This is a genomic window from Acinetobacter sp. YH01009 (genome assembly GCF_013420765.1).
In the GTDB taxonomy this organism is placed as follows: domain Bacteria; phylum Pseudomonadota; class Gammaproteobacteria; order Pseudomonadales; family Moraxellaceae; genus Acinetobacter; species Acinetobacter amyesii.
The window spans coordinates 194,292-217,625 of record NZ_VOYE01000001.1 but is presented as its reverse complement, the minus strand read 5'-3'; the positions used below and the strand labels follow the sequence as shown (position 1 = coordinate 217,625).

Annotated in this window: 22 protein-coding genes and 1 pseudogene; 7 read left to right on the top strand and 16 right to left on the bottom strand. The window is 39.9% G+C overall.

Annotated features, from left to right (window positions below):
• Positions 1 to 7 precede the first annotated feature (7 nt).
• Positions 8 to 592 carry a nicotinamide riboside transporter PnuC gene (gene pnuC / locus FTT76_RS01040; RefSeq protein WP_180005315.1) on the bottom strand — a complete coding sequence of 195 codons (585 nt, stop codon included), beginning with the start codon at positions 590 to 592 and terminating at the stop codon, positions 8 to 10.
• Positions 593 to 814: 222 nt separating this feature from the next.
• Here pnuC and FTT76_RS01035 point away from each other — a divergent pair, with 222 nt between their 5' ends.
• From FTT76_RS01035 to FTT76_RS01025, 3 genes are read left to right on the top strand one after another with little or no spacing between them, the layout of a single operon-like run.
• On the top strand, positions 815 to 1,600 hold the full coding sequence (locus FTT76_RS01035) for a crotonase/enoyl-CoA hydratase family protein (protein WP_180007551.1): 786 nt from the start codon (positions 815 to 817) through the stop codon (positions 1,598 to 1,600).
• 54 nt (positions 1,601 to 1,654) lie between these two features.
• Positions 1,655 to 2,545, top strand: coding sequence for an alpha/beta fold hydrolase (locus FTT76_RS01030; protein WP_180007550.1), 891 nt, complete (start codon positions 1,655 to 1,657; stop codon positions 2,543 to 2,545).
• Between the two features lie 50 nt (positions 2,546 to 2,595).
• Entirely contained in the window at positions 2,596 to 3,159 is a 564-nt protein-coding gene (locus tag FTT76_RS01025) for a TetR/AcrR family transcriptional regulator (protein ID WP_180007549.1), read from the top strand.
• Here the strand turns inward: FTT76_RS01025 and FTT76_RS01020 are convergent.
• Positions 3,141 to 3,629, bottom strand: a complete 489-nt coding sequence (locus tag FTT76_RS01020; protein WP_180007548.1) for a hypothetical protein — start codon at positions 3,627 to 3,629, stop codon at positions 3,141 to 3,143. The two genes, FTT76_RS01025 and FTT76_RS01020, sit on opposite strands and share 19 nt — an antisense overlap.
• A gap of 435 nt (positions 3,630 to 4,064) precedes the next feature.
• Here FTT76_RS01020 and FTT76_RS01015 point away from each other — a divergent pair, with 435 nt between their 5' ends.
• Positions 4,065 to 4,511 carry a GNAT family N-acetyltransferase gene (locus tag FTT76_RS01015; RefSeq protein WP_180007547.1) on the top strand — a complete coding sequence of 149 codons (447 nt, stop codon included), beginning with the start codon at positions 4,065 to 4,067 and terminating at the stop codon, positions 4,509 to 4,511.
• A gap of 145 nt (positions 4,512 to 4,656) precedes the next feature.
• Here FTT76_RS01015 and FTT76_RS01010 read toward each other — a convergent pair whose 3' ends face one another.
• The 5 genes from FTT76_RS01010 to FTT76_RS00990 form a co-directional block, all read right to left on the bottom strand.
• A complete protein-coding gene (locus FTT76_RS01010) occupies positions 4,657 to 6,453 on the bottom strand; it encodes a diguanylate cyclase domain-containing protein (protein WP_180007602.1) in 1,797 nt (598 codons plus the stop codon).
• Positions 6,454 to 6,640: 187 nt separating this feature from the next.
• Positions 6,641 to 6,979, bottom strand: a complete 339-nt coding sequence (locus FTT76_RS01005; RefSeq protein WP_180007546.1) for an FKBP-type peptidyl-prolyl cis-trans isomerase — start codon at positions 6,977 to 6,979, stop codon at positions 6,641 to 6,643.
• Positions 6,980 to 7,059: 80 nt separating this feature from the next.
• Positions 7,060 to 7,683, bottom strand: coding sequence for an MgtC/SapB family protein (locus FTT76_RS01000; RefSeq protein WP_180007545.1), 624 nt, complete (start codon positions 7,681 to 7,683; stop codon positions 7,060 to 7,062).
• Positions 7,684 to 7,797: 114 nt separating this feature from the next.
• Complete coding sequence (locus FTT76_RS00995; RefSeq protein WP_078191423.1) at positions 7,798 to 8,328, bottom strand: YaeQ family protein; 531 nt, start codon at positions 8,326 to 8,328, stop codon at positions 7,798 to 7,800.
• Between the two features lie 65 nt (positions 8,329 to 8,393).
• Positions 8,394 to 9,407, bottom strand: a complete 1,014-nt coding sequence (locus FTT76_RS00990) for a GTP-binding protein (protein WP_180007544.1) — start codon at positions 9,405 to 9,407, stop codon at positions 8,394 to 8,396.
• 568 nt (positions 9,408 to 9,975) lie between these two features.
• Between FTT76_RS00990 and FTT76_RS00985 the strand changes: the two genes are divergently transcribed.
• Positions 9,976 to 10,197, top strand: a complete 222-nt coding sequence (locus FTT76_RS00985) for a hypothetical protein (RefSeq protein ID WP_078191424.1) — start codon at positions 9,976 to 9,978, stop codon at positions 10,195 to 10,197.
• Positions 10,198 to 10,540: 343 nt separating this feature from the next.
• Positions 10,541 to 12,145: a bifunctional 3-(3-hydroxy-phenyl)propionate/3-hydroxycinnamic acid hydroxylase gene (locus tag FTT76_RS00980; protein ID WP_180007543.1), complete on the top strand. Its 1,605-nt coding sequence runs from the start codon at positions 10,541 to 10,543 to the stop codon at positions 12,143 to 12,145.
• Between the two features lie 977 nt (positions 12,146 to 13,122).
• On the opposite strand, the pseudogene FTT76_RS00975 reads toward FTT76_RS00980, so the two are convergent.
• Positions 13,123 to 13,729, bottom strand: a pseudogene (locus tag FTT76_RS00975) (glutathione S-transferase family protein).
• Between the two features lie 215 nt (positions 13,730 to 13,944).
• Here FTT76_RS00975 and FTT76_RS00970 point away from each other — a divergent pair.
• A complete protein-coding gene (locus FTT76_RS00970; RefSeq protein WP_180007541.1) occupies positions 13,945 to 14,853 on the top strand; it encodes a DUF4349 domain-containing protein in 909 nt (302 codons plus the stop codon).
• A 119-nt stretch (positions 14,854 to 14,972) separates the two neighbouring features.
• On the opposite strand, the gene FTT76_RS00965 is transcribed toward FTT76_RS00970, so the two are convergent.
• From FTT76_RS00965 to gltS, 8 genes are all read right to left on the bottom strand, one after another.
• The gene (locus FTT76_RS00965) at positions 14,973 to 15,866 is read right to left on the bottom strand and encodes a LysR substrate-binding domain-containing protein (protein WP_078191428.1); all 894 of its coding nucleotides are present in this window, start codon (positions 15,864 to 15,866) and stop codon (positions 14,973 to 14,975) included.
• Positions 15,866 to 17,071, bottom strand: a complete 1,206-nt coding sequence (locus FTT76_RS00960) for an MFS transporter (protein WP_180007540.1) — start codon at positions 17,069 to 17,071, stop codon at positions 15,866 to 15,868. The genes FTT76_RS00965 and FTT76_RS00960 overlap by 1 nt, the downstream gene beginning before the upstream one ends.
• Positions 17,068 to 17,664, bottom strand: a complete 597-nt coding sequence (locus FTT76_RS00955; RefSeq protein ID WP_168379283.1) for a TetR/AcrR family transcriptional regulator — start codon at positions 17,662 to 17,664, stop codon at positions 17,068 to 17,070. Before FTT76_RS00955 ends, FTT76_RS00960 begins: the two co-directional genes overlap by 4 nt.
• 195 nt (positions 17,665 to 17,859) lie before the next feature.
• Positions 17,860 to 18,381, bottom strand: coding sequence for an acyl-CoA thioesterase (locus FTT76_RS00950; RefSeq protein ID WP_078191431.1), 522 nt, complete (start codon positions 18,379 to 18,381; stop codon positions 17,860 to 17,862).
• Between the two features lie 282 nt (positions 18,382 to 18,663).
• On the bottom strand, positions 18,664 to 18,840 hold the full coding sequence (locus FTT76_RS00945; RefSeq protein WP_171262670.1) for a hypothetical protein: 177 nt from the start codon (positions 18,838 to 18,840) through the stop codon (positions 18,664 to 18,666).
• Between the two features lie 386 nt (positions 18,841 to 19,226).
• Entirely contained in the window at positions 19,227 to 20,219 is a 993-nt protein-coding gene (locus FTT76_RS00940; RefSeq protein WP_218945489.1) for a patatin-like phospholipase family protein, read from the bottom strand.
• 242 nt (positions 20,220 to 20,461) lie between these two features.
• Positions 20,462 to 21,937 carry a sodium:alanine symporter family protein gene (locus FTT76_RS00935; RefSeq protein ID WP_180007539.1) on the bottom strand — a complete coding sequence of 492 codons (1,476 nt, stop codon included), beginning with the start codon at positions 21,935 to 21,937 and terminating at the stop codon, positions 20,462 to 20,464.
• Positions 21,938 to 21,996: 59 nt separating this feature from the next.
• The gene (gltS, locus tag FTT76_RS00930; RefSeq protein WP_168379287.1) at positions 21,997 to 23,238 is read right to left on the bottom strand and encodes a sodium/glutamate symporter; all 1,242 of its coding nucleotides are present in this window, start codon (positions 23,236 to 23,238) and stop codon (positions 21,997 to 21,999) included.
• Positions 23,239 to 23,334: the final 96 nt, after the last annotated feature.

Genomic DNA, 23,334 nt, shown 5'->3' with positions numbered 1-23,334 from the left:
ATGATCCTTATAAAGCTTTCATCGCCTGTTGCTGCTGTTTATTTTTGACTTGTGTCCATTGCCACCAACCAAATGCCGCCAAGCCCACAAAACCAGCATACAACGCCGCAGTGAGATACAGGTCTTTGTATATAAACATACCCACATAGATAATATCGACAAATACCCAAAGCACCCAAGTAGCAATATGTTTCCGGCTGGTCCAATACGTTGCGAGTAAGCTAAACGCGGCCAATTGTGCATCCAAAATCGGTACGGCTGCATCGGTAAAATAGTGCAAACTTAAACCAAAAATCAAACCGCCCACCGCTGCTAAGAGCATTTGAAAGATCACGAGTTTGGTCGCAATCGGTTCAATACGGATGTCATGATCTTGTTGTTTGCCCTTCAACCAGTGATAAAAACCGTAGAAGTTCACCACCACAAAGAAAAACTGCAAAATGGTTTCGCCATAAAGTTTGTAGGTATAAAACAAGTAGGCATACAGCAAAAAAGCTGCAAAGTTAAACCACCAACACCACATATTTCGCTTAATGGTTAAACTCACCCCGATTAAGCTAATAATAACTGCAAATATTTCTAAGTTCGACATGGTTGATTGGGCCTTAAAAAAGCTGCAGCTATTATGGAAAAAATCAGCCCAAAGGCAAGCTATATCACACACTATTTCATATCAACTCTGTAAATTTTAAATCAAACCACTCATCCACCAGACGATGATTTTGATGTTTTGAACGCATCAGTTTTGACAGTTTTCTAACAATCTTTTAAAAACTTAGCTATGCATAAAGAATAATTAGAAGGAATTATCCAAATGTCAGAACAACAAGGTCGTGTAAGTCGAGAAATTCGTGGTCATCTTTATTTAATCGGTTTGGACCGTGCAGATAAACGAAATGCGTTTGACAGTCATTTAATTCATGACCTTTCACTGGCGCTCACTGAATATGAAGATGATCCAAATTTACGCTGTGCGGTGATTTTTGCTCATGGCGATCATTTTACTGCGGGTCTAGATCTGGTCGAACTACAACCCAAACTTGGCAGCGGGCTGTTTAATTTTCCTGATCAGCAAATTAATCCGTGGGGAACCAACTCACGACAACGAAAAAAACCAGTTGTGGTCGCGGTACAAGGGTTCTGTTTTACAGCGGGTATTGAACTCATGCTGAATGCCGATATCGTGATCGCACAGCGTCACACGGAGTTTGCTCAAATGGAAGTGCAACGTGGCATTCTTCCTTTTGGTGGTGCAACAGTTCGTTTTGTCCAAGCAGCGGGTTGGAATAAAGCCATGCGCTATTTACTCACAGGTGAACGTTTCAATGCGCAAACGGCATATGACATGAACTTGGTGACTGAAATCACTGACCAAGCACCCTTATCTCGTGCCATTGAACTTGCGGAACAAATTGCGCAGGCTGCACCACTGGCGGTTCAGGCAACACTCGCTGCAGCACAGCAAGGTGTGCATTTGGGAGCCGATGCTGCCTTTGCTCAATTAGATCAGCACTTACAGCCATTACTAAAAACACAAGATGTACAAGAAGGCGTGATGGCCATGCTACAACGTCGCGCAGCCAATTTTCAGGGCAAGTAAGCCTTTATTTAAACTGAGTAAACCCTTTCCGTCCTGCCCATCCAGAGAAAAATTATGTCAACGGATTTAGAACCAGCAGCGCAAGAAATACATAGTACACCCGTGAGTTTCCCTGCAACCGATGGTTATACGCTTTCAGGCGTTGAATATCGGCCTAATACTGCCGCTAAGGCCAATATTATTATTTCAAGTGCGACAGGTGTACCTCAACAATTTTACCGTCGATTTGCCGAGTATGCCGCAGAACTCGGTTATCAAGTACTGACTTTTGATTATCGTGGTATTGGACGTTCTGCACCGTCAAAACTTAAAGGCTTTAAGATGTCCTACCTCGACTGGGGACGTTATGACCTTTCTGGTGCCATAGCTTATATGCAACAACACGGTCAGGAAACTTTTCTAGTGGGACACTCCTATGGCGGTCAAGCATTAGGCCTCACCTCAAATCACGATCAGATACGTGCCATGTATTGTTTTGGCACTGGCGTAGGTTGGCATGGCTATATGCCCTTTAAAGAAAAAATGAAGGTTCATGTGATGTGGAATATCGTTTTTCCGCCAATGGTTGCCGTCAAAGGATATTTGCCTTGGAGCAAACTCAATATGGGCGCTGACCTCCCTGTCGATGTCTATAAACAATGGCGCCGTTGGTGTAAAAACCCAACCTATTTCTTTGCCGACCCTGAGCTGAGTGAGTTATCTCAACAATATGCTGCTGTTCAAACGCCGATTTATGCGGTCGCTGCACTCGATGATGACTGGGCATTACCCAATTCACGACACGCTTTTATGCAGCATTATGCGCAAGCGTCAATGCACTATATCAATATTGAAGCGCAAGATTATGGTCTAAAACAGATTGGTCATATGGGATATTTCCGCAAAGGTGCTGAACCCTTATGGCAGGAAGTGATTGGAAGGTTTAACGAGCTATTAGTCGCCTAGACCAATTTACTTCATACATTGCACATTGAATTATTCGGATAGAGAGATACATGCGTCCACGGAAAAACACCTCTGAACATCTGTTGTTACAGTCAGCACACGCCTTTAAACGCTATGGCTATATGGGCTGCAGCATGGGGAAATTGGCTGAAGCCTGTGGACTCTCAAAAGCTGCGTTTTATTATGACTATCCGAATAAAGACGCTTTGCTGATGGAAATTTTAAACCTGACACACGTGAAGTTAAAGCACAGTATTTTTCAGCAATTACAGCAATCCACTGCATCACCTCAACAGACTTACCCGCACATCCATCAACTGGCCATCCAGTTTTTTAGCCAAGGTGGATTAGGTTGTTTAGTCGGGATATTAAGTATGGAACGTCAACATTTGCCTACCGAGATTTTTGCGAAATTACAGTCCATCTTTCACGAGTGGCAACTCGCCTTTGAAGTGTTTTTTCAGCGATGCATGAGCATCGAACATGCCGCGCAACTTGCCAAAATCAGCTTGGCGGATTATGAAGGCGCAATTTTAATGGCCCGAATAACCGATGATTTGAGTTATCTCGATTTAGTCCAAGATCGCATTTTGCTTCAACTTGCGGAGTCTTGATAGCGATATTCAATTTTATGTTCTTCGCCAAAACGGTCGACATGTGTATAAAACTCACCGTATCGGCCTAAATAATACTCGAGCGATTGATTGTAAAAACTCCAATAAATCGACCATTCATTCAGATCTAATTGGCGAATTTGAGTTTTACAATTGACTGGCATGCGACGTAAAAAAACTTCTTGTAACTGTTCGGCTGCCTGTAGCGAATCTAATTTGTATTGTTGTTGAAAGAAAATTTCCGCAATATCATCAAAAAGTTGCTGTTCATATTCATCTACTTCAATGACATGATCGACGTCACGAATAGCATCATCATTCGATGCTAAAGAGATACTTTTCGATTTTTTTGGTGCTTGGTAACGCGTATATTTTTGACGATATTTTTCTGTTTTTATTATTTTTTTGACCACGATTCCTGCTGCAGACAACGCAATCAGAATACACATCACAATGATAAAATTAACCATAATAACAACCTACTGCCGATGACGCGCATGCACATCTTGAATCATCGAATATTTTTATGGACTAATATAACGCACAATAACGTTTAAAATTCATACAAAACTATTTTAAAGCTGAAATCTTGCCTATTTTCTTTGCTAATTTATTTCAAACTATTACACCTGCTGAAATCATTGAGTATGTATACATTTCTAAAAGATCTATTATTACTTTAAAAACAGTATAGTTAGATGCATTTATGTGGTTATTTATCCGTATTTAACGATTAACTTATAAATATACATTTGTAAATTTTGCAACAATTTTGAAATAAAAACCCAACCCAACGGCGCAATGGCTGCAAAAAAACATAAAACGCAACAAGAAGCCTCTTTAAGCACAAGGCGATATCTTCTGAAATGACAGGCTGTTGGAGTTTTCTATAAAAAGAAAAAATTATGATACGCGAAGCACAAATTCAGGATATACCCGAAATTATTCACGTGATTCACAACAGCATTCGTTCATGTATCCAGGACCATCAACGTAATGAAAGTGTGATTCAAACTTGGCTTGAGGAGGCAAATCAATCAAATATTCTAATGTGGATGCTTTACAACGACAGTTGGGTCTACGTCAGTGATAATCGAGTGGTCGGCTTTATTTTAGTCAGTGATCAAGGACAAATTTTACTGAACTATATTTGCCCTGAACGTCAGTACCAAGGCATTGGTAAGGCGTTATTGTTAAACATGATTCACTGTGTCCGGAAAAAGAATATTACCGAGATCAGTCTAGAAAGTACCCATACTGCACTCGCCTTTTACCAAAAATATGGCTTTGTCGCACATCAAGATTTTGAGCCTGCTGATGTACCTCTTAAATTAGTCAAACAACTCTGCTAGTAGAGAGATAAAGTTCGTAGAGGGACAGATTTTCAAATAAGATGATTGTATAGATGAATTTAAAGATAAATGAATCTAAATAAGGATTGGCAAAGAATACTAGCGATATCACCTCAGAGTTTTTAAACCTATACAATTCATGGTATCAAGGCTTAAGTTGATCGCGTCCTGCCTGTTTGGCCATATATAAATAATAGTCTGCATGCTTCATTAAAGCTTCGATACTTTCGAAGTCATTTTGCTTATCCATCCATGCCATGCCCAAACTCAGTGTGACATAATTTTTGTCATCACCCCGATTAACATGTTCAAGCTGTTCATCACGCATGGCTTCGAGTACCAATTGTAATTGCTCTTGGGCAATCGCATACGGAACATCATGCATCAATATGGCAAACTCTTCTCCACCGTAGCGAGCTACATAGGCTGAACTTGGCAGGGTGTTTTGCATGGTTTTCACGATCTGCTGTAACACCTCATCGCCTTTAAGATGTCCATAGTGGTCATTATAATTTTTAAAATAATCGACATCTAACATCGCAAAGACCAATGTTCGGTGACTATGAAAACGGACCTCCGAATATAAGCGTTGAATTTCAGCATTCAGTGCACGGCGGTTGAATGCCCCCGTTAAGGCATCAATACGAATTTGTAGCTCTAATTTTTTATTCAGCTCATGGAGCTGTAAGGTGCGCTCTTTGACTTTCTGATCGAGTGAACTGTTTAGCTCAAGCAAACTATTATTCAACTGTTCCGTATGCATCGACTGCTGTGCATAATGGTGCGATTGCTGAAACATGATCAACAAGGCATACAAACTGGTTGAAATGAACGATAAATTGACTGAATCAATCAAATTCATCATCAGCAAAAAGTCGTTTAAAAAGGTAATGCACAGGAAAATAACCGCGATTAAATTTAATTTTGAATACGGTTCTTTCTTTTTCAGTGTTACGTAAAAACCATAAGCAAAATTACTTAGAACAACGATCACATAGGCAAAACTGTAAGTTGCCAAAGGTTGAAAAATTTCAGGCGTCGAAACAAAAGTCACTGAAATATTCAACGACAACAGCAAAATCGCGATCTGATAATTTAAGGTAAATAAATAGCGACGACTGAGCAAGTGGATATAACTTAAAAAGAAAATCGATGCCAAATAGGTAAATAAGTATTCTAATCGCGTGCCCCACAACCAATTGATATCGGTAAAAGTGGTATAGGCATAAGGTGCTGAAAATAAATTATGGAGTGCTAAAAAGACAATAAATAAGCCAAACACCAAGTTACTTCGGCTATTGCGACCGCGTAAACCTCGGAAAACAGAAAATAGGATCGTAAATAGTCCCACACCCAAGACGGCGCCCGACACCATCCCAATACTCATCATTTGTTGTTGGAATTGGCGGTTTACTGTCTTGGCGATACCAATACGCATTGGGTTTTCAAACCCGCCATGCATACTGTTAAAACTTGAAGCCTGAATGGTTAAAGTGAAATATTCATCTTGTGCCACAAAATAGGCAATTCGCGGTGCATTCTCCGTTTTTTGTTCTGCTTCAGTACGCCCCACCTCGCCCAAACGAACGATCACATCACCATTTAAAAATACCCGATACGCACCGTACTGATTTGGAATCAATACCGCGATACGTCGACCAATAAATTGTTTAGGGATTTGGAAATGTCCAGTAAATGTCCCAAAACCTTTACTGTCCCCTGTGATGTCTTTAAATGATGCAGGCAGATAGACCGTTTGACCGACTAGAACCGAACTCGGAGACGTTAAAAATTGATTTGGATAAAACAACCATTTGCCTTGTAAGAGGCTACTGGTGTCTTCCGTGAAGTAGATTTGGTTAACTTCGTTTTGATGTTTTAAATAAAACGATTTAGGAGCAGTTTCATACTGTGCTTGAGCAGTCGATACAGTGAGTGCCAATGTAAAAATAATAAAGGTAAGAACCCAGAACAATCTGGTGCAAGGCAACTGTAAAGACAACGGCTTTGATTCCTGCGTTTATACTCGAGCAATTATTCTAATCTACGGTAAAAGACAAAAATAACAACTACTATTTTATCCAATTGATCAATAACGTCCATGTCATTGATCTAAAACTATTGATCTATTAATCGCGAGTTTTTACGTCATACAATTCAATCTCAAAAATAAGATTTGAATTGGCAGGAATCACACTGCCCATTTTACGCTCACCATAAGCTAAATGTGATGGCACGATTAACTTACGTTTACCACCGACTTTCATCCCCATGATGCCCTGATCCCAACCTTTAATCACACGGCCTGTACCAATTACCGTTTCAAAATAATTACCACGATCCAGTGATGAATCGAATTTAGTGCCGTCTTCTAACCAGCCTGTATAGTGTGTTGTAATCAAAGCGCCTTTAACCGCTTCTTTACCTTCGCCTACCACTAAGTCAATAATTTCTAATTCTTTGCTCATGCTCTCAACCTCAAATGCCGCAATCAAAATAAAACCCTATTATAAACAGGATTACTTTGGATGCCGTAGTAAATACGCTGTTAAAAATTGAGCTCCAGAATATCCTGATCATTCATTAGATCTTGAGTTAATTTTCTATGGTTTGTCGCAGAGCCAATTAAGATCCAACGCCCACTGATTTTATGTTCAGTTTTATGTCGCACACTACGAACCACTTGCATTTGATAGGTTTTAAACAGCTCTTCATAGTCATCCAGCGTTTGTTGTCGAAAGTGACAAACGATACGATAACTCCGTGCTTGGTTTTTCGCTTCAATCCACGCTTGAATATAAATCAAAACAATTAAAACGATCAGCACAATCACCGTACCAATCAAGCTCAGCACGATATAGCCCGCTCCCGCAGCCATGCCTAAGGCAGCGGTCATCCAAATGGTAGTTGCTGTGGTAATGCCTGAAATTCGATTTTCATCTTTAAAAATTACCCCCGCACCCAAAAAGCCGAGGCCAGTCAAAATATTGGCCGCAATTCGATCATGACTATCAACGCCGATACGTAACGATAAGATAGTAAATAAACATGAACTTAAACTGACCATAATCATGGTGCGCAGACCTGCCGACTTACTTCGGTACTCACGTTCCGCACCAATGACAGCGCCAATCATAAGCGCCACAAATAACAAATAAAAATCAGGGTACATCGGCTGCTCCCCATCTTTAAAATTTTCTCATTGTTTGTAGATATACCGAATTTTATAGTCAGGATGCAAGCCTGAACTCACATCCATCGTGATGAGTTAAATCACATCAAATGCTTATTGCAATTGTGTCCATTCAATCACCGCTTGAGCTTTATCACCAATCAAAGTCCATTCGCCATCCATCACATTTAATTGTAAAGACATGGTTCGTTCGCATAACTCTTGAATGGCAGCTGTACTCGCTTCAGATAATTGCCAAATTTCAACATTCTTCAGGGTTTTCAGTTTGCTGTTGCGTTTATACCATTCGTCTACTGAAGAACCATAGGTAATCACAGCAACGTGTGGGCAACGAGCACTGGCTTTTTTGACTTTGTCTTCGTCAGGGCAACCGACTTCAATCCATTTCACCAATTGACCTGTTAAATCTTTTTCCCACAGCGCTGGTTCGTCTGTTTCGAAAAGATCTTTGGTAAATTCTAATGCTTCATCTGCATAGCGTGCATATGCCAAGACACGTACCATCAAACGTTCAATCGTTTCAGAAGGATGCAAAGCCATCGTCAATTGATAATCACCATATTGGTGTACATCCATATTGGCAATGTTCAAATCTGCTTTATAAATTGTAGCTTTTAGCGCCATGGTAAAGTCCTCAAATTTGGCGCTTAGCATATAAGATTTAGCAAGCTTTTGCTGCGTTGATTTACTTATTTCTCCGCTTTATCGGCATCGATACGACACTGCATTAAGCGATCTTCAAATTCGAGCCATTCACGTTCAGTTTGGTAAATAATTTCGACACGATTATCGATACTTTCCTCGCTCGACTGATAATTAAACTGATCAGGATTAAAGTTAAAGGTTTTCCAACCTTGGTCTGTCTGAAAAATACCTTTGATCCGTAGCCAATCTTGCTGCTCACAGAGTAAATCTAACAGCTCAAAAAAGTCGAAAATCCAACGTTTTGGGAGTTTCCAACCTGCGACACTATAGCCCTGAGCGGATTCAACATAATGATAAGGCAACTGTTTAATTTCTGTGGGTACATCAACCGGCATTTGCTTTTGCATCGCCAATAAAGGCTGAATTTTACGAGGACTCCCTACATAGGCGAGATCAATGTGTGTCAGTTTTAAATCACCTTTGACAACATTGATCCATTGCTGCTGATACGGTAAATACGCTTGTTTGAGTCGTTCCAAACCAGCTTGATCGGCATCACTCATACAATCGACATGAGACACCACCACGATTTGTGCCACTTTGAGTTGATCGGCATACAGATTTTGCGAAGTCCACTCTTGATCATGTAAGCGTGAGCCATCAACCACGGTCACCAATGCCCGCATGGCTAAATGCGGATGCCAATGTGGCTCAGTCAATTGCTCCAAAAGTTGTCCAGGATGCCCCAAACCTGTTGGCTCGATAAACAGTCGGTCGGGTTTCACCTCTGACAATAACCGTGACAACGCAATTTGCATCGGCAGTTGGCTGCTACAACATAGACATCCACCCAATAATTCCTTCACCGCAAAGCCCTGATCTTGCGGCAACATCTGTTGATCGACCCCGATTTGCCCAAACTCATTCATCAGTACGGCCCAAGTTTCGCCCGCTGGCTTTTGCTTTAATAGCTGCTGTAAAACTGTGGTTTTACCCGCACCTAAAAAGCCAGAAATAATATGAACCGGAATCGCACCGTGGGTAGAAACTAATTTCAAAAGTGAGTCACTCAAATAAATAGCCAATGATTGATGGCCTTTACCATAATGATTTCAAAAAAATGCTGCAAGCCTAGTCTTCATTTCTCCGTCTTCATTTTCCTAAAGCATAGATCAGCCTAGTATCCGAGGCATTGAATGATGATCTGGCTGTTAAACAGCCTATTTATTCCATTTGCATGAATGCATGACATATCTGGTCACATTTTATTGGCAAAGTTAACTCTTATATTTAAAAAAATAGCCATATCGAAAAGAATCCTTACATTTGGATTTTAGTGAAAATTCTGGATTCAGCTTAATTACGACTTCGATGTAATCATCATGTAAACAATGAATGAATCATGAAGTCGATTTGGTCATTTTTTCTTGCAAAGTTAAATGAAGATTCCGATATTTTTTTACATTTAAAACACAGGATGGACGGTTATGTATTCATCCAGTTAACCAGTTTGTTTCACTTTGTTGCTCGCATTGATCACTCGGTTTTCTCGATTTAGCATGAGTTCTCTCCTGATGGACGTGATGATCTTTTCAGGACTTACTAAAATATATAAGGATGCTCAAAATGAAATTAACTCAAATTTTACTTGCTTCTACTCTAGCTGCTGCAGCTGCAACAAGTTTTGCTGCCAGCAAAGATAAACAAGAAGCACCTGAACAAGAAAAAGTAGTGGTTAGCACTCAAGAACAGCCAGCGACTGAAACAACTGCTGCTGAAGGTACTGCTGCTCAACCTGCTTCAGAAGCAAATGCTGAAGGTTCTGCACCAGCTCAACCTGCTCAGTAATAGACGGATAGCGTACTCCACACGCTAAATTCATTTAGTCTGCTGCTCAACATTTATCCCTCACTAATAGAATGTTGTGCTAAATGAATTAAAGTCGCCGGATCATTGAAAAATGATTCGGCTTTTTTATGCTCAAAGCCACTGATTAATAGATTTTAATGATTGATAAATCATTCAAAATGATTGATGATTTTCATATAAATAAATATATATCATTCACTTAAAATAAAACCCTTCAAAAAACACGACAATTCGATTCATCGTTTCGACTTATGCCTAGCTTGTTGAAAGTCTCGGTTTAGAACTTAATAGTGGCATATGTGAAGTGATTGGATGTTTACGCATGAGCAATAAAGCAAATTACACAACGGAAGTTGCCATTCTGGGCGCAGGTCCTGTCGGCTTAACCATTGCAAACTACTTAAGTAAGCAAGGTGTCAAAGTCACTGTGATTGAACAACTAGACAGCCTGATTGACTACCCACGTGCGATTGGTATTGATGATGAATCATTACGTACCATCCAATCATTAGGTTTAGTGGACCAAGTGTTACCGCATACAACACCGAACCACGCGATGCGTTTCTTAACCCCTAAAGGTCGTTGTTTCGCAGACATTCAACCGCTCACTCGTGAATTTGGTTTCTCACGTCGTAATGCCTTTATTCAACCGCAAGTCGATAATGTACTGCTACAAGGTTTAAAACAGTACGAAACCACAAATGTTTTATTCTCTCGTCAATTGTCTGATTTTAGCCAAGATGCCAATGGTGTAACGCTCAATATTCAAAATAAAGACGGTGAAGCTGAAAAAATTCAAGCGCAGTATTTGATTGCTTGTGATGGTGGTAACTCAGTGGTACGTCGTACCCTCAACATCGGCTTCGATGGTAAAACTGCACCGAACCAATGGATCGTGATCGACATCAATAATGACCCACTTGCAACGCCACACATTTACCTATGCTGTGACCCTGTGCGTCCTTATGTATCTGCTGCTCTTCCACACGGTATTCGTCGTTTCGAATTTATGGTGATGCCTGGGGAGACTCAAGAAGAATTAAGCAAACCTGAAAACATTGCCAAATTATTGTCGAAAGTGCTTCCAACGACCGACGGTATTGAAGTGATTCGTCAGCGTGTTTATACCCACAATGCCCGTATTGCAGATAAATTCCGTGTAGACCGTATTTTACTTGCAGGCGATGCTGCGCACATCATGCCAGTTTGGCAAGGTCAAGGGTATAACAGTGGTATGCGTGATGCGTTCAACCTTGCGTGGAAAGTTGCAATGGTTGTACAAGGCAAAGCTGGCCCAGCGCTTTTAGATACATACCAAGTTGAACGTAAAGATCATGCCAAAGCGATGATTGATCTTTCTGTAATGGCGGGTCATGTCCTTGCGCCACCAAAAAAATGGCAAGGTTTCGTGCGTGATGGTATCGCGTATGCGCTCAATTACATCAAACCGATCAAACAATATCTATTGGAAATGCGCTTCAAGCCAATGCCGAAGTACAACGATGGTGCATTGATCAATAACGGTGTTAAAGATTCACCTGTGGGTAAAATGTTCATTCAACCATATGTTCAACTTGAATCTGGTGAAAAAGTCCTACTTGATGAAGTCATCGGTAACGACTTTGCAATCATTGCTTGGGGCGTCGATCCGAAATGGGGTCTGTCAGATGCGACCATGAAAAAATGGCAAAAATTGGGCGTTAAATTTATCCAAGTATTGCCTGCTGTTCAGCTTAGCAATGAAAATCGCACCAAGTACGACAATGTGATTACGATTGGTGATATTGGTACCGATATTCGTGGTTGGTTTGGTAAAACCACTGAATCTGTTACGATTCTTCGCCCAGACCGTTTTGTTGCAGCGATTGCAATTCCACAAACTTTAGACAGCGTGAGCCAACAATTGTTTGCAAAATTGCATGCTTAATAATCCAAATAGATCTGCAAGAATTAAAAATCACCATGCATAAAGCATGGTGATTTTTTCTATAATCACTATAAACATCGCATGCTATAATCGTTCAATACATAATTATAAGCTTCGCAAAATGCAAAAAAGATTTCAGAAATTATTCATTTATAGTTTGTTGGGCTTTATTTTTATCTGTTCACTCATTTTCGTAGAGATACATCATTTTCATGCCAATAGTTGGTTAGCTATTTTCGTTTTTTGCCTCTGTTTTCTTATTTCTTTGAATTGCTATTTATTACGCTTAGAAAAAGATGTGAACAAAAACGAAGAATCTAATTTTTTGTCCTTCCATTTATACATTTCATTTTTTTTATGCAGTCATTGCCAGCTTTTTTCTCACCACAGTGATTCTTGCTTTATTTGCATTACAAACTCAATATTTTGGTCAAGATAAAAATATCATTCTAAAAGGCCAAGTCTATTCACCCATATTTACACTAGAAAAGAAGCCCTGCCGAACTCGCCTTAAATTTCCCGAAAGTGGTTGATCTACATTCGCCTATCTCTGTCTAGATACCAAGAAACACTACTTTTCTGGTTATTACAAACTCCATTTGAAAACCAGTTTCGCCGGGTCTGCGATTCAGGATTATGATTGGATTGATGATCAATTAACATATCAGCAGCATCGTGCCTTAGATATGGACCCACATCAAAAAAGACTGCTTGAAATATATGCCAAACTTGAAAGAGATTTAGGCCCACCTCTATCTGACGATGAAGCCCATGATTTTTTAAATAGAACCAACAATGATTGAGTCTATTTAATTTAGCTCAACATTTGCCATACATTATCTAGGCAATAATTAAAATCGCTTTACCATCTTAGTGATTGATATTTAAAACTCTTTCTTTGTTGTTCCAAAGAAAGAGTTACATGATTAGACATATAGCAACGCCACGTTCAGCCAACAATCAAATAAGCATCCAAGTTAAACCGACTGAAACCAATGCACATATTTTACCGATTCACGTTGCTGAATCTGCTGAATAAAAGGTTTAAATTCATCTAAATATGGCAATATTTTGAATGAAATGGCATACACCATCCAATAAGCTAAATACAAATCTGCTGCGCTAATTTTATCCCCCAACAGATATGGCTGTGCCTGCGCAAGCCCTGTTTTAATAAAATCTAAAAGTATTTTTTCATTACCAAAACTCAAACTGCCACGTTTTTCATCCATCAACTCAGTACTAATGCCGACATTTTTCATGTCCATTTTCAGTCAGCGGACCATGACAAAAAAACATCCATTTCAAATATTCACCCCGTTTTGGATCATCCAATGCGGGTGCTAAACCTTTGTCACTGAATTTATCGGCTAAATAGCTAAAGATGGCTGCAGTTTCACTGATCACAGCAGTACCATCGACCAAGCAGGGAACTTTGCCCATGGGGTTAATCTTGAGATATGCCGCTTGATGCATCTCTTCATATGGCACTTCAATAATGTCAACTTCTGACTCGATGTCTAATTCTTTTAATAAAGGCAGAATGGTATTACTGCGTGAGCGTGGATTGCTGTAGAGTTTCATTGCTGGGTTCATTGTAGATATCCTTATTTTCATCCTTGTTGTTCTGTCTATTACTATACGCGGCTTTATGTAGAATTATGTTGCGTTCATCCGTGCTTTAAACACTTTCCGATACAATACGCCCGACTAATAATTACGCTAAATTTGAATTTATATTTAAAGCAAAAAGTATTTACTCCGACTTTCTGATAATCAAACAATTGAGCTCTACATCGATGAAAAATAAATATTTAATTGCCATGTTTACGGTGATTTTAATTTCAGGCTGTTCCAAGAAAACCGAAGAAATGGCAACTGAAGCCAGCGCAGATGCACAACCTGCTCAAGTCAGTACACAGCAAGATCAAGCAGCGGAAAGCACTTCCAATGAGCCGTCTACCACGCCTGCAACAACACAAAAACCTGAAACTATTTTAAATGAGCAGGTCAACCCAGCCGAAGCCTCTCGTAAAATGGTTCGAGAAGCCAATGTCAGTTTTGAGTCGAAAGATGTGGTTAAAACGGCCTTAGAAATTGAAAAACTCACGCTAAGTTTAGGTGGCTTTATTGAACAGAAAAATATCGACTTTGTGGTGCAAGAGAGTCAATCCTACCCGATTGCTGACGACAAAATTAAAATCTTTGAAAAAATAAATCCGCAAGCGGAAATGATCATTCGTGTGCCAAGTGAAAAAGCTGCACATTTCGTTAATCAACTGTTGCCCCTTATGCATTTTTTGAACCGTCAGCAATATTCGGCAAAACGCTATGAGCTAAAACTACTCGAAGAAAAAATGTCGCAAACAACGGTCGTGCCAGACCATGTAGCAGCAGCGCAAGTCAATGAAATCTCACGCCTGACTCGCTTAGAAGTTCAAGATCGTGTCCGCTATAGCACGATTGTGATTGGCTTTACTCAACCTGCCACTGTCCGTGAACATATCGATATTAACCTTGATGCTGTTGCGCAGTTAAATGGCGATAGTTTCTGGCAAAGAGCGTGGTATGGTATTCAAAAAGGTTGGCAATTTGTGTTGAGCCTACTGGTTATTCTCATTACGATTTGGCCACTCTATCTGATTATTTTTATCGGTTTGATTGCCTACCGCGTGATGAAACCCTATTTACAAAAATGGTTTAAATAAATCAGAGCGATAAAGGCAACTTATCATTGAGTCTTTGATTAAAAATACGATAAATAAAAAATCCCGAAGCGCTTAATTCAGGATTTTTTTATTTAAATCTTAGGGCAATATTTAAAGGCTTAGAAAAAGCCCATATAGAACTGCTCTTTTAAGACTTTTAAAATCAATTCGATTGCATCATTTTTACGATCTTTTCGATAGCTCGCATACAAACCAATGGTCGGCAAAGGTTCAACCGTACTTTTAACCAATATTTTATCACCGAGCAATGGAATGACATAAGACGGTACCAAACTCCACCCCACGCCCATACCGACCAAATTGACATTTAACAAAATATTGGTCGAATGCTGTACCAAGTTCACATTCAGTTTATTTTGCTTAAAGAAATCTTGAATAATTCGGTATAGCTCAGGTGATGAATGTTCATCACTAATAATAAAATCCTGATTATTCATGTTTTTAATGCTAATGTGCCGCTGTTCTGCCACAGGCGAATTTTTCGGTACAATCAGCGCCAAAGGCTCAGTAAAAATCTGAACAGATTCTATATCAGGGCTTTCTTCGACATAACGGGTAAAGGCAATATCAATTTCCCCTTTACGCACTGCACTGATCTGATCGACATCCATTAAACTATGAAAATGAATTTTTAACTCAGGAAACTGAGCACGGATATTCGGCATGATATAAGGAAAGACCTTCATTTCAGCCACAGGAACAAAGCCGATATTCAGTTGTTCTTTACTGAGCTGCGCAATTTGACGCGCATCTATCATGGCTTTTTCAGCATGTTCTAAACTCAAACGCGCTTCTTTTAAAAAGGCCTGACCTTCTGCAGTCAACTCAACTTTTCGGTTGGTTCGCATCAATAATTGCACCCCAACTTCCTGTTCTAAGTCTTTAATTTGCTGACTTAAAGAAGGTTGCACAGTACACATTCGCTGCGCAGCCTTGGTAAAATTTAGCTCTTCGGCAACCGCAACAAAATATCGTAGATGTCGTAATTCCATTATTCAGCTCCTAAAGCACTGCGTTTAAATTGGTTTGCCACGAATAAACGATACATCCACGTAGTGAACAGCACCATCACCGCACAAAATAAATAGGTTGCCTGAAATCCAAAGTATGCAATCAGTACACCCATAATGACCGAACCGACAGCAAGGCCAATATCAAACAAGGCAAAAAAGGTGGATATCGCATGTCCCATTCGGGCTTTTTCTACCGTTTGAATCGCGACCGTTTGCAGGCATGGGAAAACTGAACCGTAGCCGATGCCCATAAAAACTGCCGATATCCAAAGCACCCATTGATTCGTGAGAAAACTCACAACCACCAAACCAATGGCAAAGCAAATAAATGATGGATAGATGACTGCACTCGGGCCTTTACGATCATAGACTTTGCCAACCCAAGGACGGACGAGCAACATCGACACAGCAAAGACAATAAAAAAGATACTGGTATAAGCGAGTAAATGCTTCAACTCTGCATAAGCGGTGATAAAACTCATCACACTCGAATATGCAAATGCGGTCAGCAATGCCACAAAACTGATGGCAAGTACCCGTGTTTCTATCACATCACGCCATTGGATGGCTGCGGATTGGCTCGCTTGATCACTTGATTTATGCTGTACGTGTTCTTGTATTTGAACCAACCACGTAAAAATATAGCCCACTGCAACCAATAAGGCTAATACTGCAAATAAGGTACTAAAACTGCTGGATTGAATCATACTCAGCGCTAAAAATGGCCCGATCACCACTCCTAAGTTGGTCGACATGACAAAGTAGCCCATGCCTTCGCCCTTTCGATGATCTGGGATGTAATCATTTACGATGGGAACATTGACCGTGGTTAATATACTGAACCAAAAACCATGTAAAAAACGAATGACCAACAACGACCACATGCTGTCAATCCACAAATAACTCAGCGCAAAAACGACAAAAATAAAGCCTGAAATACGTACAGAATTGGCTTTACCAAAACGCTCAACAATCATGCCGGAAAAGGGACGAATCGCAATGGATGACACCAAAAACAGCGTTAAAGCCATACCCGCTTGCTGAATCGAACCACCCAATTCTTTCATAATATAAATGGGTAATATGGTCAGCAGCGCAAAGTAATAGCTAAATAAAAACAAGTTATTACACAGACAAAAAACAAAAGACTTGTTCCATAACGATGCCTGATGTTGAGTAGTCATGAGGTCATTGCCTCGCTGCTACGCGTGGCTTGGTGCTCCGTAAAAATCGGGTTTAGCGCCAACTGCACCAGTCGCTTGATATAGTCTTCATCTGGCTGAGTGTTAAAGAAAATGATCTGATAATGAATCGGGCCATACAACATATCCAACATGAGTTCGAAAGGATAATCCGCGCGAATTTCGCCTCGTTGAATGGCCAATTGGATCAGCTCACGTGTCGCTTCACGTCGAGGTAACAAATACTGTTTAAAAAACTCACCTGCTGCTTCACGATGCTCTGCCAAAACCACTAGCAATGCTCGACCCACGTGCTGATTTAAAGCCCGTGATAATTTGAGCAATTGTTGATTTAGATTGAACTCTAAACTTTGTGATAAATCGAGTTCAAACACCGAGGCGGTGTGCGCTTTAAAAGCATCGAAAACCAGATCGGACTTATGCTTCCACCAACGGTAAATCGTCGATTTTCCAACGCCTGCGCGAGCGGCAATATCTTCAATGGTCATGCTTCGATAATCACTTTCCGCCAAAGCATCTGTGACCGCTTGTAAGATACATTGCTTACGCCGAGAAGTTTTTTCAGTTTCACTCATAATTTAAAAACGAAACGCTACGTATCGTTTTATATTAAACAGTATTGGACTGAATGACTATCATTAACTGAGCTGTGAAGAATAAACTTTAGTCGCACACTCGGAATTAAAATCCTTACTGCACTCTCCAGACGAATTTCAGAATAAAAAAAGATCGCTTAAGCGATCTTTTCAAATATTCAGCCACCAAAGCGATTAGCTTTGTGTCGACTTTTTATAAATACTGCAAGAAGGATGATGATTTTCCTGTAAACGCGCCACTTTACGATGTTCCGCAGCTTCGAAGCGACAACGTTTCCAGTCATTATCTAGATTTAATGCCGGAATTTGTTTTGGTTTACCTTGATCATCAACAGCGACCATTGTGAAATAGCAACTATTGGTATGACGCACTGTACGTTTTTGAATGTTCTGCGCTTCAACACGAATACCAATTTCCATAGAAGTACGACCTACATGGTTCACACTTGCAAGGAAAGTCACTAACTCACCCACGTGAATTGGTTCTTTAAAATTTACTTTATCGACTGATAGTGTCACCACGTAGCTACCAGAATAGCGACTTGCACAAGCATACGCGACTTGGTCTAACAATTTTAGAATCGTTCCACCATGCACATTACCCGAAAAATTCGCCATGTCAGGAGTCATTAAAACTGACATCGATAATTCTGACTGGTCGTCTAGTGCATTCGCAATTTGATCTAATGGGGACATCTTGTTTCTCTAGACTCGTGATATAACAATGATTAATGTGATTATTATATAGATTTTAATCAAAATTAAATGTTCAAATCGGCAAAAAAACCATCATTATTATTTATAGTGATCATACCATCATTCAGTAAAATATATATTGATAACGATATACACCCGATAAACAAGTAGTTATCGCGCTATCTATCAATTTTTTTTAATCCAAGCTATGCTGTGTTTTATATTTAAAACATATTCATTAAAACGCGTTGTTCATCGATTCAACATAGCACGGCATTAAACTTAATCTTCTAAGACTTTTAACATCTCGAAAGATACGTTGTCATAGCTGGTTTTTTGTCCACCATCATTGGTACTTTCTAGCGTGTAAGAATTATCTACATGTACATGAGTGACAATAAATACGCTCTCTTCCATCATCGCAAGCTTTACTTTTTGTCCTACATCAAGCGTTTTCATCTACAGCCACCTTTAAAATATTTATTGGTTTTAAGTATTAATAACCTGATGATATTCTAAACACTTCAACAGTATTGGTAAACGTAAGCACATGAATAAAAACGCTAATATAGGTATATACTCTTAAAATCTACGTAAAACCAATTAATATGATTTTCTTAATTAATTTCAAATAATTAACTGTATATTTTCTTATTATTACGATTTTTATATTTGGCAAATCTTTTGATTAAGACCTAAAACCAATCAACATCCAATATATTAATGATTACTAGATACTATTGAGCATGGGAAGAGCTGAGAGCAAAAATTAAAATGCTTAGCTGAAATAAAAATGCACCCTGCTAGGTGAACAGGATGCATGTCAATTTACGGATCGTACCAACCTAGTCTTTGGCTGCTAAATAAGGAATATGATGTCCCTTGCTATATTGATGTTCAGCATAAACCCGAGAAATCTCTCCAAGTTTTTCTAAGGTTGCCTCTTCACCTGCAAGCATCGTCACTTCACGACCTTTTACATCAAATATATGTGCTTTTTCACGTAAATCAGGTTGAATCACAATGTCTGCTCGCTTGAGCTCTTCTTGAGCTAAACGATTTTGCATAATATTGATATTTTGGTTAAACAAGCCCCATACATTCGACGTTTCGGTATGAATCGGTCGTGCCAAAATATCCACCGCAATAATAATATCTGCCCCTAAATCGCGTGCAACGTCCACAGGAACAGGACTGACCAAGCCACCATCAACATATTCTTTGTCTTCAATAATCGTTGGAATAAACATACTCGGAATCGACACCGAAGCACGAACGGCCTGCCCCGTATTGCCATAGTTGAACACGACTTTTTTGCCATCCTTTAACTCGGTTGCCACCACATACATTGGGGTTTTTAGCAACTCTAAAGGCACGTCATCAACTTGCTCATTGATATAATCTTCAACTTTTTTACCGTCAAAAAAGCCTTTTTTGTCCAAACGTATTTCTCGAACATCATTGGCTTTCATATTCAAAGCGATATCTCTTAACTCATTGGCACTTTTACCTGATGCATAGATTGAACCCACAATACTGCCCGCACTGGTTCCGACAATAAAATCAGGGTGTATTCCCTGCTGTTCAAGTATTTGAATGGCGCCAATGTGCGCATAACCACGTGCCCCACCACTCCCTAAAACCAAAGCAACAATCGGACGCTTTTCCTGCTTTTTCACTTTTTTAAAGTCAATGCGGTTATTCGCCACTTGAGCAGGTGCTGGGGTATAAGTCCGAATTTGTGCGGTTGTTTCAGCGCTGACCGTTTTTGAGCCCACACTTTGACAACCTACAAGGCTGATTGCGAATGCAGTCATCAAAACAGTTATGCTTTTCATTGAGAGATATTCCAAATGCAACTCGAGATTTGAAGAGAAAAAGTAGTCTAATCAGTCCACATTCACGTCACTGTTATTATTCGTTAATGCCTCTGACCGATGCACATTATATTGACATACAACCTAGAAAGTCATTGGCTGTCAAAATTTCAGTGTCTAGCAGAATTTCCACATCAAGATCCAAAACATTGTCTAGCAAAAAAAGCCCCGATAACGGAGCTTTTTAAAGTTAATTTTTGACTTTACCAAATATCGGAATTAACGCGATCCTTATATTTTGGATGCTCATCCATTTTAAACACGGGCTCTTTTACGCCACGTTTTAACTGTGAGGTATAGTCTTTCAACAGCATCAATAAAAATGGTGTCAGCAATAGAATCGCAAAGAGGTTAATACTTGCCATCACACCCATGAAGAGGTCTGCTAAGTTCCAAATCAGTGGCACACTCATGATTGAACCAAAGTACACCATCATGAGGACGAATACGCGGAATATAAACATCACTTTAGGATTGTTATTGATAAACTGTACATTACCTTCAGCATAAGCATAGTTACCGATTACTGAAGAATAAGCGAATAAGAACAAGATAATGGCAAGGAAGTCATCTCCCCAAGCACCAATCTGACTCTCAAGCGCCATTTGCGTCAAAGCAACGCCTTCAAAGCCTGCATTTTCATACAAACCGGACGCCAAAATAATGATGGCCGTACAGGTACACACCACAAATGTGTCGACAAATACACCGAGCATTTGAACTAAGCCTTGATTGACTGGGTGTTTAACGTCTGAAGCTGCCGCAGCATTGGGTGCAGAACCCATACCGGCTTCATTGGAGAATAAACCACGTTTAATCCCTTGCATCATTGCCATAGAAACCATGGCACCGAAAAAACCACCTGCTGCTGCATCAAATTCAAAGGCTTTACTGAAAATTAACTGGAAAATATCTGGGAGAATCGCAAAGTTAGCAAATGCAACATAGAAAGCAACTGCGAGATAAAGCAAAGCCATAAAGGGCACAAATCTTTCTGCAACTTTGGCGATCCGTTTAATCCCGCCAAAAATAATCAGCGCAGTTATGAGCACCAAGAATAAGCCCACCCAAGAGATTTCAAAACCGAAACCACCTAAGTCTAAAATGATGTTGGCTTTATCCCAGCCCCACGCATGTGAGGTCGCACCTGTAATCGCATTGGCTTGCACCGCATTAAAGACAAAACCATAGGTTGAAATCAGCGCGATGGCAAAAACCACACCCAACCACTTTTGCTTTAAACCTTGTGTAATGTAATACGCTGGTCCACCACGGAATTGCTGATTTTGCGTATCACGCACTTTAAAGAGCTGTGCAAGTGAAGATTCCACAAATGCTGAACTCATGCCTAAAAATGCGGTAAACCACATCCAAAACACTGCACCTGGCCCACCAATTGCAATCGCAATTGCAACACCTGCGACATTACCTACGCCGACACGACTGGCCAGTCCCGTCACAAAGGCTTGGAATGGTGTAATCCCATGTTCATCATCGCCTTCTTTACGGCTAGATTTCATCACTTTAATACTATGAAAAAATAGACGAATCTGAACTGCGCCAGTGATTAAGGTATAGAAAATACCAACCGCCACTAAGAATACGACTAAGAAATCCCAAAGCGGATCATTAAAAACTTTGACCCAGCCCATGAGAGTTGCATTTAATTGTTCATCCATAATCAATACCTAAAATGCGAATACAAAAACAAAGGCTCTAAATTAGAGCCTTTGTAGAATTAAGCGAAAAATTTGAGAATTAATTGAATAACCGTCGCATTAATTAAGTCAACAAAGAATGCACCACATAGCGGCACAATTAAGAATGCCTTATGTGAAGGGCCATACATATTTGTAATCGCTTGCATATTTGCCACAGCCGTCGGGGTTGCACCCATACCAAAACCACAGTGACCTGCTGATAAAACAGCAGCATCGTAGTTTTTACCCATGACACGGAAAGTCACAAAAGCAGCATACAAAGCCATCGTCAGCGTTTGTGCACCCAAAATGACTACAAGTGGGCCAGCGAGATCGGACAATTGCCATAACTTTAATGACAACAATGCCATCGCCAAATACAAAGATAGAGATGCATTACCAAATACATCGATAGCGCGGTCAAAAATTTGTACACGGAAAATACCCTCCAGTACATTTCGCAAAATTACACCACCAGCCAATGCCCAAACAAATGTCGGTAATTCAAATACAGTACCTTTACTAAAATCGGTCATGAAGTCCGCAAATGCTAAACACCCTGCAAATAAACCTAATGTGGTAATCGCATTATCTGCTGTAATAAGACGAACTCGATGCGGATATTCAAACGGCACATATTCTGTTGAATTAATATCTGCTAGAGGAGTGTTATCACTTTTTTCAATTTGTTCATGAGTACGAGGCGTTGCAAGTTGATAGCGGTTAATTAATAGCTTAGCCAGTGGACCACCGATAATACCGCCAATAATCAAACCAAATGTCGCACTTGCCATACCTAAGGCTAATGCACCTTGAATGCCATGTTGAACTTCTAAAATTTCACCCCATGCGCCTGCAGTACCATGACCACCGGTAAGGGTAATAGAACCTGCAATCAAACCAATAAGAGGGTCAATACCTAGCACCGTCGCAAGACTGATACCTACGAGGTTCTGCACCATGATGAATGAAGCAACAGCGACGATAAAGATGACCAAGCCGATTCCGCCCTCTTTTAATTTGGCAAAGTTTGCACTTAAGCCAATAGAAGCGAAGAAAATCAGCATGAAACTCGTTTGTAATTCACTACTCGTTGTAATGCTATAGCCCCAAAGACTGTGTACCACCAAAGAAATAATCGCGGCAACTAAACCACCGGCAACAGGCTCTGGAATGTTATATCGGCCTAAAAAGCCAATACGATTAACTAGAAACCGTCCCAACAAAAGCACAATTACCGCTGCGATTAAGGTATAAAACGCGTTAAAACTAAATTCCATATAATTTGTCCAAAATTATTTGAATATTTTTAAAGCTCTTCTATCAGCATTAGCTGCCTTTATGGTCTGAAATACAACTACATTTTGTAATTTCAA

Excerpts from the sequence above, each read along its gene's own strand:
- FTT76_RS00965 (WP_078191428.1), bottom strand. The coding sequence starts at position 15,866 with ATGGAATTACGACATCTACGATATTTTGTTGCGGTTGCCGAAGAGCTA.
- FTT76_RS01025 (WP_180007549.1), top strand. The coding sequence starts at position 2,596 with ATGCGTCCACGGAAAAACACCTCTGAACATCTGTTGTTACAGTCAGCA.
- FTT76_RS00980 (WP_180007543.1), top strand. The coding sequence starts at position 10,541 with ATGAGCAATAAAGCAAATTACACAACGGAAGTTGCCATTCTGGGCGCA.
- FTT76_RS01020 (WP_180007548.1), bottom strand. The coding sequence starts at position 3,629 with ATGGTTAATTTTATCATTGTGATGTGTATTCTGATTGCGTTGTCTGCA.
- FTT76_RS00985 (WP_078191424.1), top strand. The coding sequence starts at position 9,976 with ATGAAATTAACTCAAATTTTACTTGCTTCTACTCTAGCTGCTGCAGCT.
- FTT76_RS01005 (WP_180007546.1), bottom strand. The coding sequence starts at position 6,979 with ATGAGCAAAGAATTAGAAATTATTGACTTAGTGGTAGGCGAAGGTAAA.
- FTT76_RS00955 (WP_168379283.1), bottom strand. The coding sequence starts at position 17,664 with ATGAGTGAAACTGAAAAAACTTCTCGGCGTAAGCAATGTATCTTACAA.
- FTT76_RS01015 (WP_180007547.1), top strand. The coding sequence starts at position 4,065 with ATGATACGCGAAGCACAAATTCAGGATATACCCGAAATTATTCACGTG.
- FTT76_RS00960 (WP_180007540.1), bottom strand. The coding sequence starts at position 17,071 with ATGACTACTCAACATCAGGCATCGTTATGGAACAAGTCTTTTGTTTTT.
- FTT76_RS00945 (WP_171262670.1), bottom strand. The coding sequence starts at position 18,840 with ATGAAAACGCTTGATGTAGGACAAAAAGTAAAGCTTGCGATGATGGAA.
- FTT76_RS01035 (WP_180007551.1), top strand. The coding sequence starts at position 815 with ATGTCAGAACAACAAGGTCGTGTAAGTCGAGAAATTCGTGGTCATCTT.
- pnuC (WP_180005315.1), bottom strand. The coding sequence starts at position 592 with ATGTCGAACTTAGAAATATTTGCAGTTATTATTAGCTTAATCGGGGTG.
- FTT76_RS01000 (WP_180007545.1), bottom strand. The coding sequence starts at position 7,683 with ATGTACCCTGATTTTTATTTGTTATTTGTGGCGCTTATGATTGGCGCT.
- gltS (WP_168379287.1), bottom strand. The coding sequence starts at position 23,238 with ATGGAATTTAGTTTTAACGCGTTTTATACCTTAATCGCAGCGGTAATT.
- FTT76_RS00935 (WP_180007539.1), bottom strand. The coding sequence starts at position 21,937 with ATGGATGAACAATTAAATGCAACTCTCATGGGCTGGGTCAAAGTTTTT.
- FTT76_RS00995 (WP_078191423.1), bottom strand. The coding sequence starts at position 8,328 with ATGGCGCTAAAAGCTACAATTTATAAAGCAGATTTGAACATTGCCAAT.
- FTT76_RS00940 (WP_218945489.1), bottom strand. The coding sequence starts at position 20,219 with ATGAAAAGCATAACTGTTTTGATGACTGCATTCGCAATCAGCCTTGTA.
- FTT76_RS00970 (WP_180007541.1), top strand. The coding sequence starts at position 13,945 with ATGAAAAATAAATATTTAATTGCCATGTTTACGGTGATTTTAATTTCA.
- FTT76_RS00950 (WP_078191431.1), bottom strand. The coding sequence starts at position 18,381 with ATGTCCCCATTAGATCAAATTGCGAATGCACTAGACGACCAGTCAGAA.
- FTT76_RS01030 (WP_180007550.1), top strand. The coding sequence starts at position 1,655 with ATGTCAACGGATTTAGAACCAGCAGCGCAAGAAATACATAGTACACCC.